Origin of the sequence: Metabacillus sp. KUDC1714 (genome assembly GCF_014217835.1) — a bacterium.
GTDB classification, from domain to species: Bacteria; Bacillota; Bacilli; order Bacillales; family Bacillaceae; genus Metabacillus; species Metabacillus rhizosphaerae.
Window position 1 is genome coordinate 3,585,928 of sequence record NZ_CP055263.1, and the last position, 20,162, is coordinate 3,606,089.

A 20,162-nucleotide genomic window follows, 5' to 3' on the forward strand; every position below is an offset into this window, starting at 1 on the left:
AATAGAAAACAAGTATAAGAGGAAGATTGTATGAAACAGCTCCTGTTCTTTTCTAATTGGAAACTTATTTGGAAGTTTTTATTTATATTCATTGTCTTAATTATTGTCCCAATGCTGGCATTTAGTTTGTTTATTAATTCCAAAGCCAATCATGCCATCCAGCTGCAAGCAATTGATAACACAAAAAGTCATCTAGAAAAAACTGGAAAGAATTTATCTGCTGTTCTACAGGATATCGAGGATATTTCTTCTTATATGATTTATAGTGAGGATTTTAGAAGTTTTTTTAATACTAGTAATACAGCTCAAAATAGAATCACATTAAATAATATTGAGGATCGTATAAATGGGTATTCCGTTTTTCATCTCAATTCAAAGCCGTACATGGACTCAATTACCATAGAAGGTATGAAAGAAAATCGGTTTCATATTGGCCCCCTCTAGTTTCATCTGATGAGAAAGTTTGGAAAAGTAAAGCCATTGTCCTAAAGGGTATGGTGCAATGGAGTGGGGCATATACCGTTACTGACTATTGGGATAGAAAAAACAAGGTGATTAGCTTGTTTCGTGTCATAAATGACATCAATAATGTGTCTAGCCCAATTGGCTTGGTAACGATCCGGCTTGATGCTAGTAAGTTATATGATTTAATCGAAACGAATTCACGCGGAAAAAAACAAATGTTTGTCTTAGATCAAAATAACGATGTTGTTCTTCATTATAATCAAAAATACATTGGTAAGAAATATCCTGATAAAGCTCTCTTGGTATCTATCAAAAAAATTGATGATAAGGTAGGGGCTATTAATTATAAGAAGAGTGGAGAAGACTTTACTGTTGTAACACAGCCATTAACTGGTACGAATTTATCACTAGTTGCTTTAGTTGACAAGGAATCTGTTGCAGAAGGATTAACAGGTCTACAAGCTTCGATTAAATTGATGATCATAGTATTAACCTTATTAGGAATACTCGCGATGATTGGCTTTTATCATTTTAATATTAAGCGCATTCTTTATTTAACAAACCAAACTCAACGAGTTGAAAAAGGAGATTTTTTTGCTAGGGTTCCTGATATGTCAAGTGATGAAATTGGCTTATTAGGTTATAGGTTCAATCAAATGGTCGACCGGATAAGATTTCTAATCGATAGTAAATATAAAATGGAAATTAGAAATAGAGAATCTGAATTAAAATTATTACAAAGCCAAATCAACCCTCATTTTCTTTATAACACACTAGATATGATTCGCTGGACTGCAAGACTTGAACATGCAATGGAAACGAGCAAATTAATTGAACAGTTATCAAAAATGTTCCGAATTAGTTTAAATCGTGGAAATCACTGGATTTCTCTTAAGGATGAACTAACCTATAGTCAAATATATTTAGAACTGCAAAAAGGTCGGTTGGGAAATCATTTAACATTTACATTTTATTGTGATCATGAGGTACTTAAAGCAAAAGTATTAAAACAAATGATTCAGCCTCTCATTGAAAACAGTATTCATCATGGATTTGAAAATTTTCGTATTTCGAGGCATATCTATATTCGTTGTTTTCGAGAAGCGTCTAAGGTCATCATTGATGTGATTGATAATGGAAAAGGGTTTCCAAGTGAAGATTTTCAAGCGTATATAAGAAATGGATACGCGCTGAGTAATATTCAAGATCGGTTATATTTAGCATTTGGAGATGATGCGCAAATTTCGATCATTCTAAAAGACTCTCCTGGTGCGTGGGTCAGAGTTATGATTCCTTATCAAGAAAACGGCTTGGATAAAAAGGTGTAGGTGAAAACAACATGAAGCTAAAACTGTTGATCGTAGACGATGAACCAATCATTTGCCAAGGGTTGAAAATGACAGTACCATGGGATGAGTTTTGTGTAGAAGTGGTTGGTGAGGCGTACGATGGTGAAGAAGCACTTAGCATATTAGAAGAGACCCATGTTGATATCATTATAACGGATGTAAACATGCCTGTAATGGATGGATTAGAGCTAGCAGAGAAGGTTGCAAAGCGTTTCCAACATATTCGCATGATTATCATTAGTGGGTTTGATGAGTTTGAATATGCAAAACGTGCAATAAGGTTGGGAGTAAGTGATTACTTATTAAAGCCAGTTGATATTGATGAACTGATGAAACTAGTTAAAGTGATCCAAAAAGAAATGGAAAAGGAAAGAGATAAAGCATCGATTTTCAGTATGAAGCAACTGCTTTCTTCAATTGTTATGGGGCAGGAAGTGGATATAAATGTAAACCTAAAAGACAATAATTTCAGCGGATATCAGTTTCTTTGTAGTGAAATAGACGACTATGATTCAACCATCTCGCAAGTAAATGAAGACGACCGGAAACTTTTAAAACAGAGATGGAAATCCAAAATAAGTGAGGAGCTTAGAATAAAGGGCTTAATGTCTGTATCACTATTTTTGGATGAAAATCGCTTACTCACCTGTTGTAAAGTGATGAACGATCTAAGTGATTTTGCTGAACTCTTTTATGAAGTCGTTGAAAGAGTTAGTAATCAATTAGGGTTTAGTTTAAGTGGATGCTATTCGTCATTGGGAAAAGAGACACATGATATTTTGAAATCTTATCAGCTCGTTACTGAAGGAATAGAAATTGTACATTGTATACCAGAAAAGGTGTATCACGCTAAAACACTACCAACACATATAACTGATCTTGAAATAACAAGATTTGAAAAATGTTTGAGCAAAATGCTAAGTGATGAACACCCAGAAATTCAAAAGATTATTGGTGATCTTTTTACTCATTTTGAGAAAAATCAAATGTGTTTATTGAACGATGTTGTCAATGTACTAAAAAAGCTAGAAAAGAAACTATTTACTAATCTACCGGAATACCAGTATTTAAGATTTTCGGAAAACGTTAATATAACAATCTATAATTCTTATAAAGCAATTAAGTGCCTATTTATGAAAGACATTGAAGATTACATTCGTTTTCAATCTACAACACAAGGTGGTCAACATTGGTTAATTATGAAAGCGGTTAATTATATAAAAGAGAACTATGCAAGTGATCTAAAAGCGTCTGAAGTAGCAAATGTAATAAATGTTTCTCCAAATTATTTTAGCCAACTTATAAAACAAGAAACAGGGACTCATTTTAACGATTATTTACATGATGTTCGTCTAAACCAAGCAAAAGTCTTGTTAAAAGAAACACCTTTTCGTGTATTTGAGATTGCTGAAATGGTTGGGTACAAGGATTATAAATATTTTGTTCATATTTTCAAAAAAAGTACTACGATTACCCCTACTAAATACCGGAAGATAGTAACTGATTTCAATAGTTAAAGCTAACTGGGGAAGGATTCACAGGCATACCATCGAATATAGAAGAATCATGAATTATTCTATGCTCAAACAGGCAGAGAGGAGGAGTTAAGTTAAGCATCGAACACACCGTGGAAATAAGCCATGTACTTGTGAGGCACTTATTTGTAATCACAATGATTGCTTGCCAAGAACAAGCTGGTTATTAATTAATTATGAATAATTACCAAAGGCTTCTTTCTATTATGCAAAGAAAATTTTTGATCCAGTTATGGCGTCTTTAGATCATGATCCTGATATACCACTAAATTATTGATATTTTACAAAGTGAAGTTCAATGTTCAGATAACTTCTTTAATTTATCTCCAGGCGAAACAAAATCGATTCAATTACGTCATTTGGAAGAAGATAATAATTACTGCAATTAATAGTGAACAAATATATTAAATGGTAGTTCAATTAAAAAGATGTTTTTGTCAAAATAAACTAGGAGATTCAATTTGTAGACAAGATAACTCACTAGTCTCTAACTATAAATAAGGAGGTACAAGCATGAGAATGGGCTTTCGATGGTTTGGTGAAGGAAATGATACGATATCTTTACAGGATATTAAACAGATCCCTGGAACAGAAGGAATTGTATGGGCTCTTCATGATATCCCGGTAGGTGAAGAATGGCCAATGGAGAAAATTTTAGAAGTAAAAGAACAGGCAGATAAGTTTAACCTAAATATTGATGTAGTGGAAAGTGTAAATATCCATGAAGATATAAAACTTGGATTACCAACGAGAGATAGGTATATTCAAAACTATAATACAACCATAGAAAGGCTGGCTGCTGTTGGAGTAAAGGTTATTTGCTATAATTTCATGCCGATTTTTGACTGGTTTAGAGTAGATTTATATAAACCATTAAGTGATGGTTCTACAGCTTTATTTTATGAACATGCAAAGGTAAAGGATATCGATCCATTTGAACTTGTAAACCAAAATGCAAACAATTTGGAATATAAAATGCCAGGGTGGGAGCCAGAAAGATTAAAAGATTTGTCTAATCTTTTTGAAGCCTATAAAAACGTCTCAGAAGAAAAGCTTTGGAACAATCTTGCGTATTTTTTAGAGTCAGTTATCCCTGTAGCAGAAAAACATGATATAAAAATGGCGATTCATCCTGATGATCCACCATGGTCTATATTTGGTCTTCCGCGAATTATTACAAATAAAGAAAATATCCGTAAGCACTTAAATTTAGTAGATAGTCCTTACAACGGGGTTACTCTCTGTAGTGGCTCCCTAGGTGCTAATCCGAGTAATAATATCCCTGAAATGATCAGAGAATTTGCAGATAGAATCCCATTTGCCCATATTCGGAATATAAAAGTATTTGAGAATGGTGATTTTGTTGAAACTTCTCATCGTTCATGTGATGGGTCAGTTGATATAAATGAAATTGTCAAAGCTTATCATGAAGTTGGTTACACAGGATATGTCAGACCTGATCATGGTAGACATATTTGGGGAGAAAAATGCCGACCTGGCTACGGGCTTTATGATCGTGCTTTAGGAATCATGTATCTTTGGGGGATATGGGATACTTTAGAAAGAATAAAGGAATCAAGATAAGGTAATTAAATAAGAAGTTCTGAAATGAATTAAAAAGACACTAGATGAAAATGCAATATTTCCTAGTGTCTTTTTATATGTTATGCTTTTTATCATAGATGAGAATTCGGTTACTTTAAAAATAGATAAAACGACAATATTAATACTTACTATTTAAACTCGAAGGAAGTTTTCAAATGTTAACAAAAAATCCGCTTTTCCCTTTAAGGCTATTTATGTTTTTTATTAGCGCCATTTCCTCAATGGTGATCAGCTTTTTTCCAATCTACTTTCAGAACAAAGGACTTACGAGTTCACAAATCGGTTGGTTTTTAGCGATAGGTCCATTTGTTGGTCTTATTGCTCAACCAATATGGGGATATACGAGCGATAAATACAAAACAGTCAAAAAAATACTGTTTGTTTGCTTACTTGGCTTAGTTGTTAGTGTGATTTGGTTGTTTCAAATCGATTCTTTTCTCTGGGTACTTATTGTAGGCTCAGTTTTTTTCTTCTTTTTCTCACCAATTATTCCCCTTGCAGACAATCTTGGGAAAAGACTATCTCAGCTTCATTCCGTAACATTTGGTTCCATTCGAATGTGGGGATCAATTGGTTTTGCTTTAATCTCACTTGTTAGCGGGTTTTTACTTTCTAAGTTTGGCATAGGGTTTTTAGTGATTCCAATTACAGTATTTGCGATTGTAACATGTTTGTTAGCATTGCTATTATCAGATGCTAAGGCAGGAAATAAAAAAGTAAACTATAAAAATATTGGTCTACTATTTAAGGATCCGACACTATTAGCATTCTTTTTCTTGATTTCACTAATAATGCTTACACATAGGACTAGTGATTCCTTTATTAGCTTGTATTTATTTGATCTAGGAGGAAATGAAATGCTTGTGGGCTGGATTTGGTTCATTGGTGTTTCAAGTGAGGCGCTATTATTCTTTTTAAGCAGCAGGTGGTTTAGATCCTCTAGTCCGATTATTTATATGATTATCGCTGGGTTTCTTTACAGTGTCCGATGGATTTTAACAGCATTTGTAGAAGATCCGACCATGCTATTATCTATTCAAATCCTCCATGGAATCTGCTTTGCTATTGCCTTTTTAGGTGCACTTGAGTATTTGTATAAAGCCATTCCAGAAGAATTGCAGGCAACCGGACATATGGTATTTGTCGGAATCTCCTTTGGAATAACCGGAATTATCGGTTCATCGATCGGTGGTATTGTGTTTGAAAATTATGGCGGAACAACCTTATATCTATTATTAGCGGGATCCGCTTTTACAGGAATGATTGGGTTTATTCTGTTTTACTTGAAAGATAGAAAAGCAGGATTAAAGCAAATGAAAGGTGTAGAGGGAGCTAGTTAGATAAGCTAGGGACAGTCCCCAACAACAAAGGGACTGTCCCTTATAATTTATTTGAAAAATGCCCCTTTTTTCTTCCCTTTTAAAAGGTCACCTGTCCAACCTTTCATTTTAAGGTAGACATACACAGAAACCATCGAGATTGTGATTATTAATAGGGAAACAAAATATCCGTATTTCCATTCTAGTTCAGGCATAAATTTAAAATTCATCCCCCAAAGGGCACCCCATGCCATAACAGGAGTGAATATAGCCGTCATTACAGTTAATGTTTTCATTATTTCATTTCCGCGATGTGAAGAAATGACTTCCTCTAAATTAATAATTGCATCAACCTCATGCTCATATTCATTAATTAAATAAAGCGCTCTTTTTATCCGTTTATCCGTACGCATAAAAATTTTATTATTATGTATTACATCAAGATAACTTTCTTCTATTGCCATGATCAGCTCATTTATCGGAATGAGCAAATTACTCCAAACAAGTAAATCATGTCGTCGTTTATAAATTTTTTCGAGGATACTCGTTTTATTCTTATTGTGAATTCCCCAAACAAGTTCACGTAGCTCTCCTTCAAAAACATCAATTTTGATTAAATACTCAGCAAGTATTTCCTTTAAAATTAGTAGGAATCCTTCAATAGGATTTTTTGAATTACTAATGTGACGTAGGATCTGTTCAATATCACTATTTTTAAAGATAGAAAGGTCTAAATCAACTGTAATAAATGTTTCTGTCGTTAGATAAAAATGAAAGATCTTATATTCACGTTCATCATTGAAATTTTGGTCGTAAACGAGCGCTCCTTTAAGCAGATAGTTATCTTCGTTGATTTGTTCAATTTTTATGCAATTTGATTTGTTACTATTAATCTCACTGAGCCATTTACTTATGAAATGGCTCTCTCCAACATTAATAAATTGCTGCATTTTCTTCACATCTTCACTATTAGTGAATCTGTGCCACTTCCAGTTTTTTTGATCCATTTTAATCCCTACTTATGGTTAGACTTTTAATGTTGATAATGCCCGATTTCTATATCTTTAAAACCTTTAAATTTTTAATAGAAAAATGTTTTACTAGTTTTGAAAAGGGTATGTAAGATAAATAATTACACCTGCAAAATGGTAAAGGCTATAAATATTGTTTCACAAAATCCTATTTTAAAGAGGAGTGAGTGTTATGAAACGTATAATTGGGATTAAATCTATCATGGCCGTTGGAATGGGAACATCTATTGCACTTTGGGTGTCATCAAAACCAAATCGTATAAAAGTGGAAAATACTTTACGGGAATGGAAGCGTAAAGTGAAGCCTTCAGCAATTGATAATTGTGAAAGTCTTCCAGTTGAAAAAGGGGGCCATCCACATCCTTATGATCTAGAGGATAATAATATGGTAAGTGAAGGTGCTATGTACTCTGTAAAATTTTACAATGAGAAGAAGCAGTAATAAACTGTTTATTAGTTGGTTGGGATGCAAATAATCCCAACCAATTTTTGTGGGGTGAATGTATTGACACTACTATTTTTACTCATTTATTTTGCAATAATTATGACGGTTATTGAAATTCACGTGATTTTATTTCATTTAACTGGACTAAAGAAGAAGGTGTCAAGATTCCAGGTTATTTCCATGATGACGGGGACAGGATATACAACAGGTGAATCAGAGTTCATTTTATCCCACCCATTCCGAAGAAAGCTTGGAATCTTTTTAATCTTGTTTGGCGCATTTTCCTTAGCGGTTATTATCTCTTCTGTTAGTAGTCTTTTAGAGGATGATCTAAGAACAAGAGCCATCCTCTATATAGCAGCATTTGTTATTTGTGTTTTTAGTATGTTAAAAGCACCGTTTGTTCAGAAATTCCTCTTAAATAAACTTGAATATAAAAGTAGAGAAATCGAAGAAGATACGACTACATTACCAATTAGGGAAGTCTCGTTAAAGGAAGAGGATGAGCAAGTATTTGAATTTCAAATAAAAAGTGATTCTCCTCTTATTAATAATAAAATGACAGAGATCATAAAAGAGCAAGATTCAGTCGATTTTGATTTCTTGATGATAAAAAGAGAGGATGTAAAGATTCGAAAAAATATTGAGGAAACAAAATTACAATCAGGTGATCAGCTTTATTTATTCGGGAAAAAACAAGTAATTGAAAAGACATTCACAAAAGAAAAATAGTAACTAGGTTATTCATTTCTTCTAATCACAAATCTATTTAAAAATTTTTTAGAATAATAGTTTAGGACCTAAGAGAAGGGGTATTTAACTATCAACAACATAAATTTAAATCTAAAATATAAAAGGAGTGTTGAAGATGGAATTTCTTTGGGCATTAATTATTGGAGGTATAATTGGTTGGTTAGCTGGATTAATAGTAGGTAAGGATATACCAGGAGGAGTTATTGGTAATATCATTGCAGGGTTTATTGGGGCTTGGCTTGGTTCACTTGTATTTGGACACTGGGGACCAGAGGTTGGTGGATTTTATATTATTCCAGCATTAATTGGAGCGATCATCTTAGTATTCATTGTTAGCTTTATTATGAAAAACATGCGAAAACACGCTTCATAATGATTTATCAGAATAATAATAATTTTGCAACTTACACTAGGGTCAGACCCAATCATTTTGGGATCTGACCCTTTTTTGCTAACATTAGCTTCTCTATGACATCTGAATAATAGTAGTTCATTACAACTGGGTATGAAACACTTACGCAGTTTTTTTGTGCAATATAGAGTATGAATTAGAACATTTTCGAATTTTTAGTTGCATCTTACTTAATCGTTTTATCTCTACTACCTGTCTTCGGAACTCAAAAAACGTATTCCAACTATTCTTAAATAATTTTTCATCATCAACTTACAATAAACTACATAATTCTCCTTCCTTGTATTGTTAAATACTCAACCAACTAATAAAGATAATAAATACGTGTCAATTATTGTTGGAGATAGTAGAAATAAGTCGAAGCTTGTAAAATGAAAACCCTTACAAAAATATTTACAATGGCGAATTATCAGAATATAATTAAAGACAAGTAAGTTAGTTTAATGGTTAAACTTAAGGGGAGAAGGGGGAATTTGGTATGGTAAAAAAGTTTGGGGTGCAAAAGTTAGTCCTACTCTTGTTTAGTGTCATGCTTTTATTTGGTGCTGCAGCTTGTAGTAGTAACAACACATCTAGTGATGAAAAAGAAAGTGGTGGAAAAACAAAGCTGACGATTTGGATATGGCCAAACATGGGGATTGAAAAACAGATTGAACAATATGCAAAAGATAATAATATTGAAGTTGATATACAAACATCAGAATTTGAAGATGTACATAGTAACTTAACTACTGCGTTGGCTGCAGGTAGTGGTGCTCCTGACATCTCTGCTATTGAAGTAAAAGGAATCGATAAAATGAAAGCGAATCCAGATCACTTTCATAACCTTCTTGATTTAGGGGCAGAAGATGTAAAAGGCGATTATTTAGACTGGAAATGGCAGCAAGCATTAACTGCAGATGGCAAACACTTGCTAGGTTTACCAACAGATATTGGGCCACAAGCAATGGCGTATCGTGCAGATGTTTTTGAACAAGCTGGTTTACCAACAGATCGTGAGGAAGTAGCAGCACTGTTTAACACATGGGATGACTACCTTAAAGTTGGTGAACAAATTAAAGCAAAAACAGGTAAGGCATTAATTGATTCTCCTAATGGCGCTTATACTGTCTTGGAGGGACAAGGTGACGAAAAGTATTATGATAAAGACGGAAATATCATTGTACAAGATAATGCTCAGATCAAAAAAGCATATGATTTTGCAATGGAGATTATTGATAAAGATTTAACTGCAGGATTTGAACAATTTTCATCAGAGTGGGGAACAGGAATGTTAAATGGTGATTATGCAACAATTCTTGCTCCTGCATGGATGATGACTTCCATGAAAGCTACTGCACCAGATGCTTCAGGAAAATGGGATATGACATTACTTCCTGAAGGATCAGGTAACTGGGGAGGTTCATTCCTAACCATTCCAAAACAATCTAAGAATGCTGAAGAGGCATATAAACTAATTGAGTGGCTGTTATCACCTGAACAACAATTAGTAACATTTAAGGAATCTGGTAATTTCCCTTCTACACCTGGTATTTACGATTCTGAAGAAATTCAGAGTTTTACTAGTGAATATTTTAATAACGCGCCTGTAGGAAAAATTTACGCAGAAGCTGCTCAAAATGTAAAACCTATCATTGAAGGACCAGAGTCTATCCAAGTTGAGCAAATTATCGGTGATGCCATTACTCGAGTGAAGGACGGGCAAGCAAAACCAGATGCTAGCTGGGATAAAGCAATGGAACAACTTGAACGTGAATTAGCTCGCTAATAGGAAAAGAGGAAGCGAAAAAAGATTTATGTAAGCATTTTATATATCGTTAGTTTAAAAGTTCAAAAATGAGGGACTGGTTATTTATCAGTCTCTCATCTTTAAGATGTTACTTAAAAGGGGGAAGAGAAGCGTGGCCTCAAATTTAGAAGTGAACAAGAACGGAACAATCGGGACAGTCACGAAATCTAAAAAAACGATGAAACAATCGACTAAGGATCATATTTCAGGATATTTATATATTTCTCCGTTTTTTATCATTTTTGGTGTATTTGGTCTATTTCCGATTATCTTTACAGCCTATATTTCGTTTCATAAATGGAACATATTAGGCACAAAAGAGTTTGTTGGCTTTAATAACTACCAACTCCTATTTACAGATCCTCTCTTTTGGAAGGCGTTAGGTAATACATTTAGTATTTGGTTTATATCCACTTTACCCCAACTATTTCTTGCATTAATTTTTGCTTTTATTTTAAATTCTGCCTTACTAAAGGGAAAAGAATTTTTCCGCTTAGCTGTTTTCTTACCAAATATAACCTCTGTTGTGGCTGTAGCGATTATCTTTGGGGCCATCTTTGGAGAACATTACGGAATTTTAAACTACCTCCTATCGTTTATAGGTGTTGAACCAATCAACTGGAAGGCTTCCTACCTAGGTACTCATATTGCCATTTCCGCAATGGTCATGTGGAGATGGACAGGTTATAACACAATTATTTATTTATCTGCCCTTCAAAGTATTCCAAAGGATTTATATGAGGCAGCTACAATTGATGGTGCGAATAAAATGCAGCAGTTTTTTTACATAACGATCCCAATGATACGTCCTATGGTGATTTTTACAGTTATTTTATCTACAATTGGCGGAATGCAAATCTTTGCTGAGCCACTAATGTTCTCTGGAAACGGAGGAGGAGCATTAGACCAAGGACTGACAATGACTCTCTATTTGTATGAAGAAGCATTTGTACGGAACTCATTTGGTTATTCATCAGCAATTGCTTGGGTACTTTTCCTAATTATTGTTCTTTTCTCTTTAGTCAATCTATATGTGACAAACCGAATCAAATCTGCTGAATAAGGGTGTGAATAAAAATGAACGAAGTAGGAGTTAAACGGTACAGTCCTGGAAGGATAATTACTTATTTATTGCTTACTATTATGGCATTTCTATCGATCTTTCCGTTTTATTGGATGTTTGTTATTGGATCTAACCATACATCTGCAGTAAATAAATTTCCACCAGCAATGTTGCCAGGTATGAATTTTATGGAAAATGCGCAAAAGGTTTTTGTGAATATTGATTTCTTTAAGGCAATTATGAACTCAGTGATTACGTCTACAACGATTACAGTTTCTGTTCTGTTCTTTTGCTCATTAGCTGGCTTTGCGTTTGCGAAATTAGAGTTCAAAGGTAAGAATTGGTTGTTTATTTTTATCATTGCGACAATGATGGTACCTTCTCAATTAGGGATTATTCCTTCCTACATGATTGTTAGTAAATTAGGTTGGATCGATAGTTTAAATGCCGTTATTGTCCCAGCAATGGTCAATGCGTTTGGGGTCTTTTGGATGAGACAATATATATCAGCTACTATTCCAAATGAACTTTTGGATGCAGGAAGAATGGATGGCTGTTCAAACTTCACGTTATATTGGAAAGTCGTATTACCGTCTGTACGTCCAGCGATGGCGACATTAGGCTTAATTACTTTTATGAATGTATGGAATGATTTCTTATGGCCGTTAGTTGTATTAAAGGATCGAAGCATGCATACGATACAAATTGCCCTAAGAACATTAAATGGAGCATACTATCAAGATTTTGCGATGATTTTAGCCGGAACATTTATGGCAACCCTTCCGATATTAATTGTTTTCCTCATGTTTAGTAAACAATTTATCGCAGGATTAACTGAGGGGTCTATTAAATAATATTATGAAAATTAAGGAAAAGAGAGTATGTTTGCTCTTTTCCTCTTTTAATTTATGAGATTAGGAGTTTTATTTCGAAAAGAAAACAAACAGGAGGTGACTAGCGATCAATACTGTTGTTGAACTAAAGGATGTTGAAAGGGTATATGGCGGAGGTAATCAAAAAGTACAAGTATTAAAACAGATTAATCTTTCCATCAAAGAAAATCAATTAATAGCCTTAAAGGGAAGATCTGGTTCTGGAAAAACAACCTTGTTGAATCTTATTGGTGCACTTGATCGACCTACAAACGGAGAAATCTATTTTCACGGGGAGCCTCTAAGCCTGTTAAATACGAAACAGCAAGCTGAATATCGCAGAACGAAACTTGGTTTTATTTTTCAATCTCATGGACTTGTTCCACTTATGACTGTTGAAGAAAATATTGAATTTGGACTCCGTGTTACTGGTGCTCCAAGAGAGGAATGGGATTCAAGAGTTCAGGAGGCTATTGACGTAGTAGGATTAACAAATCGAGCAAAACATCGTCCGTATGAACTTTCCGGAGGTGAGCAGCAAAGAGTGGCAATTGCACGTGCAATTTCAACTGAACCATCGCTTATTTTAGCAGATGAACCTACAGCAGAATTGAATAGTACAATGGCCTATCAAATTGTTCAAGTTTTTAAAAAGTTGGTAAACGAGAAAAAAACGACAATGATTTTGACAACACATGATCCAGCTATTATGGAAATGCTGGATTATGTGTATACATTGGAGGATGGAAGAATTGAATGAAACGAAAGGGTTTCGATTTGTCACAAATTCATGTTTGTCATTAGCCCTACTGATACCTTTGTCAGCCTGTTCACTACTTCCCAAAGAGGAACCTGTCCTTGCTCCTCCATTAGTAGAGCCTGCTAAGATTGAATACGATACTGTTGAAGTGAAAAAAGGCGATGTCATTAAACGTGTAAAAGGCTTAGGCACATTAACACCTGCAGAAAATCAACCTTTAGCTTTTTCACAGTCAGGTAGCCGTTTGAAAAAGGTGAGTGTGAAAAAGGGAGAGATAGTAAAAAAGGGACAGCTCATCGCACAATTGGATCCAGGAAGCTTAACTGTTGAATTGGAGTTAGCAGAAATTGAATTAAAAAAGGCAGAAATAAAGGTTAAGCAATTACGTGCACAGGCAGCTGATTCATATTCGATGGAATTGGCTGAATTAGATATTGATGGCCTGCAAATTCGGGTTGAAAATCTTAGAAATGAGCTAGAGAAAACAAAAATGATATCACCTATAAATGGGATCGTTACATTTATTACTGAAAAAAAGGCAGGGGATTCTGTAGAAGCATTTGAATCAATTGTTCATGTTGCCGATACATCAAATCTTCAACTAGTTTACTCGGCCATCAGTGGAGATGAAGTAGTGGATACAAAGGTTGGTATGAAAGCCGAGATCTTAATTAATGGGAAAACAATGACAGGAAAAGTGGTCCAAACACCTTCGGAGGTTCCGATCGAAAAGCTTGAAGAGAATCCTGATTTGTATCAACGAAGTATTTTTATGGCCATTGAAAAGCAACCAAAGGATATAAATGTAGGAGAATCGGCTGACTTTGAAATTATTACTGCGCAGAAAAAGGATGTCCTTATTATTCCTAAGAGTGCCTTAAGAACCTTAGTTGGCCGTGATTACGTACAAATATTAGAAGGTCAAGCAAAGCGAGAAATTGATATTGAAAAAGGGCTTGTTTCAGCAACTGAGGTCGAGGTTATTAGTGGCTTAGAAGTGGGAGACACAGTCATTTTGAAGTAGGAAGAGGTGAGCGAGAGTGGCATTAATTAAAATTATCATTCAAAAAATGTTGAATAATAAATGGTTAACCTTCAGCTTATTCCTTGGGCTTTTAATGACTGTTTCACTTGTCTCAAGTATACCCACCTATACCTCAAGCGTGTTACATAAGCTATTAGTAAAGGAATTGGAACAACATCAAATAGATAAAAAACAATTTCCGGGGGAATTTTCTTTTTTAACAAGCTTTACAGAAGGGAAAAACTCAGTAGATGCTACGAAGGAAATCGAAGCAATAAATGAAAGGCTTACTACTGAAGTGAATGTACCGATCTTAACGAATACCACAGTGCTAAATACGGTCCCTTTTAATATCTATAAGGAAAACATGACAGAAGCTGATAAGCATGGTAGATTTGTTAGCCTCACAAATATTGAACAGCATATTACCATTACAGATGGCAGGCTTCCATCAAAAACTGAAAATGGGATTATCGAAGTATTAGTACCAGAGAGAACATTGAAAAAAAGAGGTATTGTCTTAAATAATAAATTACGTGCAGAAGAAGGGAATCAGAAGTTTTCAGTCATTCCAGTCGGTACATTTCGTGCAAAAGAAAAAAATGATCCTTATTGGTCGATTCCACCTGAACGATATACCGATGATTTTGTTGTGTTGGAGGAAAAGTTTAAAAATGAGCTTTTAAAAGAAGAGTTTCTTGCTTCAGCACGTTTTTATTCAGCTTGGGATTATCATGCTATCGAAAATCAGCATCTCCCCTCCATGCTTCAATTAGAGGGAAACGTAAAAGCTGAAATTAGCGATGTGATTGACGCAAATGTAATTGTCAATTTTCCGATTGCTGATATTTTAGCAACATATGAGAAAAAAGAGGAACAATTAAAGACAATGCTATGGTCCTTAAATGTACCTGTCCTTGTTATGCTGTCACTCTACCTCTTTATGGTTTCACGCTTAATTGTAAATCGACAGCTAAGCGAAATATCCGTCTTATCTAGCCGTGGGGCAACAAGATTGCAAATTATGTTTATCTATTTAATCGAGATTGGCATTCTAGGGGGCATTGCATTTCTTCTAGGACCACAGATTGGGATGCTGATGTGTAAATTATTAGGTGGGACAAACGGCTTTCTTCAGTTTGTACAAAGAGAGTCCCTACCTGTAAGAGTGGGAGCTGAATCATATCTATATGGTGCAATAGCCTTATTAACGTCAGTTTTTATGGTTATGATCCCAGTGTATCAAGGATCGAGGCAAAGTATTGTTCATCAAAAACAACTTGCTGCAAAGTCCATGACAAAAACGAACTGGCTGACACTAATCCTAGGACTAATTCTGATTGTAATTTCAAGTTACGGGTTATATGTATTTAATAATCGAAAGCCAGTAGCAAATCAAGAATTATTTGTTGATCCGATTTTATTTTTCATTCCAGCTTTATTCATCATTGGACTTGGACTAATACTGTTACATCTTTACCCGCTTCTATTAGGGTCAATATACAAGCTAGGAAAAAAATATTGGAATCTTTCACTCTACAGTACATTTATCCAAGTAAGTCGCTCTATTAAGCAGTATCAATTTCTAATGCTTTTTCTCATCATGACAATTGGTGTTGGCGTATTTAGTGCTAGTGCAGCAAGAACACTTAATGAAAATTTTGAGCAGCAGCTGCGCTATGAAAATGGTGCTGATCTTACTATAGATGTTAAGTGGGAAAGTAATGAGATTCAAGCAACATCAGAAGTAGCTTCTCCTACTGAGACGAATGATACAAATGGAGCACCAGAAGCAACAGAAACACCTGTTTCAGCAGCAAATGAAATCGTTTATACAGAACCTTCATTTGAACCATTTTTACAAATAGAAGAGATCGATCATGCAGCAAAGGTGCTACGCGTGAATGGTATGAAGGCAGAAGCAAAGGGGAATAGCCTCTATTCCTTCGAGGTGATGGGTATTGAACCGAAGGAGTTTGGGCAAACAGCCTGGTTTAAGCCTTCCTTACTTCCACATCACTGGTACGACTATTTAAATTTATTAGCTAAAGAACCAAGCTCGGTATTGATCTCAAGGTCTGTGGCAAAATCACTTGGGGTAAAGGAAGGAGATTACATTAAGCTTGATGGGGATCAGACAAACACGATGGAAGTTGTCGTGTATGGAATTATTGATTATTGGCCGGGTTTTCTCCCGAAAAAAGAGGAAAAGGATGAAGAACAGCCAGCGTTAATCATAGCAAATTTACCTTACGTTCAAAATGCGATGGGGCTTGAGCCATATGAAGTCTGGGTAAAAGTAAAGCCTGATGCATCTAGGGAGAGTTTATATGAAAATTTAAAACAGGCAAATCTTCCAATCTTGGAGATTAATGATGTTCATCCAGAGTTAGTAGCGTTAAAAAATAGTGCCTTTTTATTAGGTTTAAATGGAACGCTTTCTCTAGGATTTATCATCTCGATTTTAATTGCTTTTATTGGCTTTCTATTATTCTGGATTTTAACGATTAAATCAAGGGTTCTTCAATATGGAGTGTATCGTGCAATGGGGATTCCACTCCGTAAACTGATAGGAATCCTTGTATATGAACAAGTATTCACATCAGGTATTGCATGTTTACTAGGTTTATTAATCGGAGGAATGACAAGTGTCCTTTTCGTACCACTTTTCCATCTCTCAATGGATAACCAATTACCATTCCAAGTATTGTTCGATCCAAGTGATGAACAAAAAATATATTTATTTGTATCGTTCATGTTAACGGTAGGTTTATTGATCTTAGTCGTACTTGTGAAAAAAATAAAAATCTATCAAGCAATTAAGTTAGGTGAGGATTAACATGATTCAGTGTAAAGATTTAGTCAAGATATATAAAGTGGATGATGAACATGAAGTCATGGCACTACAGGGTTTAGACCTTGAAGTGCAAAAGGGCGAATTAATGGGGATTATCGGTAGCAGTGGAAGTGGAAAGTCTACACTATTAAACATGCTTGGCGGCTTAGATAGACCGACGGCTGGAAAATGTGTCGTAGATGGCAAGGACCTATTAAGGCTGCAGCCTAAGGAGTTAGTCAGCTATAAGTTAGAATCAGTTGGCTTTGTTTGGCAAAACAATGCACGTAACATCATCCCTTATTTAACGGCAATCGAAAATGTAGAGCTGCCCATGCTATTAAAAGGGCGCCATAAACGAGAGAGAGCAAAAGAATTACTCGAGTTAGTTGGTATGGGACACCGTTTTCATAATAAGTTGACCATGCTTTCTGGTGGAGAGCAACAACGTGTTGCCATTGCCATCTCACTCGCCAATGATCCTAACCTCTTATTAGCTGATGAACCAACAGGAAGTGTAGATTCAAAAACAGCAGATGTTATTTTAGGTGTTTTTAGAGAATTAAATCGAAGTCTTCAAAAAACAATTGTGATTGTGTCCCATGATACGGAATTAACGAAGAAGCTTGATCGTGTCGTTGCGATAAGAGACGGAAAGACGTCCAGTGAAATTTTGCGGAAATCCTTTTATGAAGCTGAAGATCTACTAAATGAAAAAGAGATGAAAGCGGAAGAAACCCATGTAGAGCTTGCCGTCATTGATCGTGCCGGAAGAATTCAAATCCCTCGCGATTATTTAGATTCGATTGAGCTTGGAGACGCAAACAAGCTGCGAGTTGAGCTAGAAGATGGGAAAATTACGTTGGTGAATCCGAAAAGTTCATGAGGGTGAAATTGTCATTTTTTGTCGAATGGTCGATATTCTTCTCATTCTACCCAATAAAATAAAAGATCTAGACAATAAAATGAACCAGTCAGCAATAGGATGAAATTTCGGACAATTAGTCATTTACATGCCTTAGCACAGTAGTTGGACTCTTGCCGATGAAAATAAAAAAACGGCTCAAGAATAGCCTGTTTTAAACTAGCATGAGGTGATAAACAATGAATGTAATGAATGGTAAATTTACACGCGTAATGGAAATTCTATCAAACTTCTTTTTATTAAACCTGACCTGGCTGCTGATGTGTCTACCGATTGTTACGATCTTCCCAGCAACAGCAGCGATGATTGGTGTTGTAAGACAATGGATTTTACATGATGATACAGCTGTATTTTCTGTCTTTATGAAATACTTCAAGGAAAATCTGAAACAAAGCATGGTAATTGGTATCCTCTGGGGGTTCTTTGCATTTATTTTATATATGAACTTTAATGTTATGGTTCAGCTTGAAGCAATGAAATTCATCCTATTACCATTCTTGGTTCTATTTAGCGTATTGATGGTTTTTACAACCGTTTATATTTTTCCGGTAATGGTTCATTACAGGCTAAATGTTTTCGGGATTATTAGAAATTCATTTTTATTGTCGATGAGCTTTTTGCCAACTAGTTTACTTGCTGCTCTTGTTCTCTTTGGAATATTTGTTTTGTTTTTATGGCAACCTTTTACGGTTTTTATTAGCTTTAGTGTAGGCGGTTATCTTATTTTCACACTTTGTAATAAGGTTTTTACGAGAAAAGAAACTCTCAATTAATCAACATAACGATGGAGGGATTGGTATGAAAAAGATTCATGTAAATGGTTTAGATAAAGACTGTTCGCAAATTGTCCTTGGTTCGATGATGTTCTCACCAAGTAATATGGAATTTGCAACAGAATTATTAAACTCATATGTTGAAGCAGGAGGCAACACAATTGATTTAGCACATATATACAATAGTGGTGAAAGTGAAAAGGCTGTGGGTTTATGGCTGAAAGAAACGAACCTACGAGACGAAATCGTAATATTAGATAAAGGGGCCCACCCTGATGCAAACGGACCACGTGTTACACCTGAAGCAATTGAACAGGATTTGCAAGAGAGCTTACAACGATTACAGGTTGAACATATCGACATCTATATGCTACATCGCGATGATCCTACAATTCCTGTTGAAGTTATCATTAACGCATTAAATAAACATATTCAAGCTGGACTTGTTCAAGCAATTGGTGTCTCAAATTGGACAACAGGCCGTATCCAAGAAGCAAACGCATATGCTGAAAAGAACAATTTAATTGGATTTGCGGTCAATAGTCCGAATCTCTGCTTAGCCAAAGCAAATGAGCCAAGATGGCCAGGCTGTGTATCAGTAGATGAAAAGGACAAAAAATGGCACACCGAAAACCAGCTGCCTTTATTTGCATGGTCATCACAGGCAGGGGGCTTTTTCACAGGGAGGTTCACACCAGAAAATCTTGAAAATAAAGAAATGGTCCGGGTCTATTATAATGAAGTAAACTGGGAACGCTATCGCCGAGCAGAAAAGCTAGCATGGAAAAAAGGAGTGACGACAAACCAAATAGCATTAGCATATGTCTTAAACCAGCCATTTCCAACATGTGCACTTATCGGACCAAGTAATATTGAAGAACTCCAATCAAGTATAGTAGCTAGCAATGTGACTCTTACTGTGGAAGAAATGGCAGAATTGGAGAATGGCTAAATAACAAAAACAAATAAAAACAACGATAAAAAGAAGAAACGTTAATATTCACACTAATTTCAACTATAATTGAATGGTTAGTGGTCCAGGTAGGGTATATGAAACTTACTCATTGGAACCATATGTTTAGCCTACATATATTCTTTATTGTGTATAGTTTCGTCCTACCGTTACACTTTAGGATAATAAAATGTAATATAGATTAAACTAATCACTACTTCTAGCATAACTCTAAAGTAGCATATTTCAAAAAT

General features: G+C 35.1%; 19 protein-coding genes. 18 read left to right on the forward strand and 1 reads right to left on the reverse strand.

The window, feature by feature from the left end:
- Window positions 1–30 precede the first annotated feature (30 nt).
- From HUW50_RS16465 to HUW50_RS16485, 6 genes are all read left to right on the forward strand, one after another.
- Entirely contained in the window at window positions 31–444 is a 414-nt protein-coding gene (locus HUW50_RS16465) for a hypothetical protein (protein ID WP_185653049.1), read from the forward strand.
- Between the two features lie 116 nt (window positions 445–560).
- The gene (locus HUW50_RS16470; RefSeq protein WP_185653050.1) at window positions 561–1,793 is read left to right on the forward strand and encodes a sensor histidine kinase; all 1,233 of its coding nucleotides are present in this window, start codon (window positions 561–563) and stop codon (window positions 1,791–1,793) included.
- A gap of 11 nt (window positions 1,794–1,804) precedes the next feature.
- Entirely contained in the window at window positions 1,805–3,331 is a 1,527-nt protein-coding gene (locus tag HUW50_RS16475) for a response regulator transcription factor (RefSeq protein ID WP_066325243.1), read from the forward strand.
- 296 nt (window positions 3,332–3,627) lie between these two features.
- Window positions 3,628–3,738 carry a glycoside hydrolase family 2 protein gene (locus HUW50_RS27575; RefSeq protein ID WP_396652640.1) on the forward strand — a complete coding sequence of 37 codons (111 nt, stop codon included), beginning with the start codon at window positions 3,628–3,630 and terminating at the stop codon, window positions 3,736–3,738.
- 124 nt (window positions 3,739–3,862) lie between these two features.
- Window positions 3,863–4,933: a mannonate dehydratase gene (uxuA, locus tag HUW50_RS16480; RefSeq protein WP_066325245.1), complete on the forward strand. Its 1,071-nt coding sequence runs from the start codon at window positions 3,863–3,865 to the stop codon at window positions 4,931–4,933.
- Between the two features lie 176 nt (window positions 4,934–5,109).
- Entirely contained in the window at window positions 5,110–6,294 is a 1,185-nt protein-coding gene (locus HUW50_RS16485) for an MFS transporter (protein ID WP_066325247.1), read from the forward strand.
- 47 nt (window positions 6,295–6,341) lie between these two features.
- Here the strand turns inward: HUW50_RS16485 and HUW50_RS16490 are convergent, their stop codons facing one another.
- Window positions 6,342–7,280 (reverse strand): magnesium transporter CorA family protein, encoded by a 939-nt coding sequence (locus HUW50_RS16490; protein WP_066325254.1) that lies wholly within the window; start codon window positions 7,278–7,280, stop codon window positions 6,342–6,344.
- A gap of 196 nt (window positions 7,281–7,476) precedes the next feature.
- Here HUW50_RS16490 and HUW50_RS16495 point away from each other — a divergent pair, with 196 nt between their 5' ends.
- The 12 genes from HUW50_RS16495 (at window position 7,477) to HUW50_RS16550 (ending at window position 19,908) form a co-directional block, all read left to right on the forward strand.
- Complete coding sequence (locus HUW50_RS16495; protein ID WP_066325256.1) at window positions 7,477–7,746, forward strand: hypothetical protein; 270 nt, start codon at window positions 7,477–7,479, stop codon at window positions 7,744–7,746.
- Between the two features lie 63 nt (window positions 7,747–7,809).
- Window positions 7,810–8,481: a TrkA C-terminal domain-containing protein gene (locus HUW50_RS16500; protein ID WP_066325258.1), complete on the forward strand. Its 672-nt coding sequence runs from the start codon at window positions 7,810–7,812 to the stop codon at window positions 8,479–8,481.
- A gap of 136 nt (window positions 8,482–8,617) precedes the next feature.
- On the forward strand, window positions 8,618–8,875 hold the full coding sequence (locus HUW50_RS16505) for a GlsB/YeaQ/YmgE family stress response membrane protein (RefSeq protein WP_066325260.1): 258 nt from the start codon (window positions 8,618–8,620) through the stop codon (window positions 8,873–8,875).
- Window positions 8,876–9,392: 517 nt separating this feature from the next.
- The gene (locus HUW50_RS16510) at window positions 9,393–10,682 is read left to right on the forward strand and encodes an ABC transporter substrate-binding protein (protein ID WP_066325261.1); all 1,290 of its coding nucleotides are present in this window, start codon (window positions 9,393–9,395) and stop codon (window positions 10,680–10,682) included.
- Between the two features lie 199 nt (window positions 10,683–10,881).
- On the forward strand, window positions 10,882–11,766 hold the full coding sequence (locus tag HUW50_RS16515; protein ID WP_066326250.1) for a carbohydrate ABC transporter permease: 885 nt from the start codon (window positions 10,882–10,884) through the stop codon (window positions 11,764–11,766).
- A 14-nt stretch (window positions 11,767–11,780) separates the two neighbouring features.
- Window positions 11,781–12,620: a carbohydrate ABC transporter permease gene (locus HUW50_RS16520; RefSeq protein WP_066325263.1), complete on the forward strand. Its 840-nt coding sequence runs from the start codon at window positions 11,781–11,783 to the stop codon at window positions 12,618–12,620.
- A 184-nt stretch (window positions 12,621–12,804) separates the two neighbouring features.
- Complete coding sequence (locus tag HUW50_RS16525) at window positions 12,805–13,398, forward strand: ABC transporter ATP-binding protein (RefSeq protein WP_260445713.1); 594 nt, start codon at window positions 12,805–12,807, stop codon at window positions 13,396–13,398.
- Window positions 13,391–14,422 carry an efflux RND transporter periplasmic adaptor subunit gene (locus HUW50_RS16530; protein ID WP_185653051.1) on the forward strand — a complete coding sequence of 344 codons (1,032 nt, stop codon included), beginning with the start codon at window positions 13,391–13,393 and terminating at the stop codon, window positions 14,420–14,422. Before HUW50_RS16525 ends, HUW50_RS16530 begins: the two co-directional genes overlap by 8 nt.
- A 16-nt stretch (window positions 14,423–14,438) precedes the next feature.
- Window positions 14,439–17,261: an ABC transporter permease gene (locus HUW50_RS16535; protein WP_066325271.1), complete on the forward strand. Its 2,823-nt coding sequence runs from the start codon at window positions 14,439–14,441 to the stop codon at window positions 17,259–17,261.
- A 1-nt stretch (window position 17,262) separates the two neighbouring features.
- Window positions 17,263–18,144: an ABC transporter ATP-binding protein gene (locus HUW50_RS16540; RefSeq protein ID WP_066325273.1), complete on the forward strand. Its 882-nt coding sequence runs from the start codon at window positions 17,263–17,265 to the stop codon at window positions 18,142–18,144.
- A gap of 218 nt (window positions 18,145–18,362) precedes the next feature.
- Window positions 18,363–18,956, forward strand: a complete 594-nt coding sequence (locus tag HUW50_RS16545; protein WP_066325276.1) for a YesL family protein — start codon at window positions 18,363–18,365, stop codon at window positions 18,954–18,956.
- A gap of 25 nt (window positions 18,957–18,981) precedes the next feature.
- Complete coding sequence (locus HUW50_RS16550; protein ID WP_066325285.1) at window positions 18,982–19,908, forward strand: aldo/keto reductase; 927 nt, start codon at window positions 18,982–18,984, stop codon at window positions 19,906–19,908.
- The last annotated feature ends 254 nt before the right edge of the window (window positions 19,909–20,162 follow it).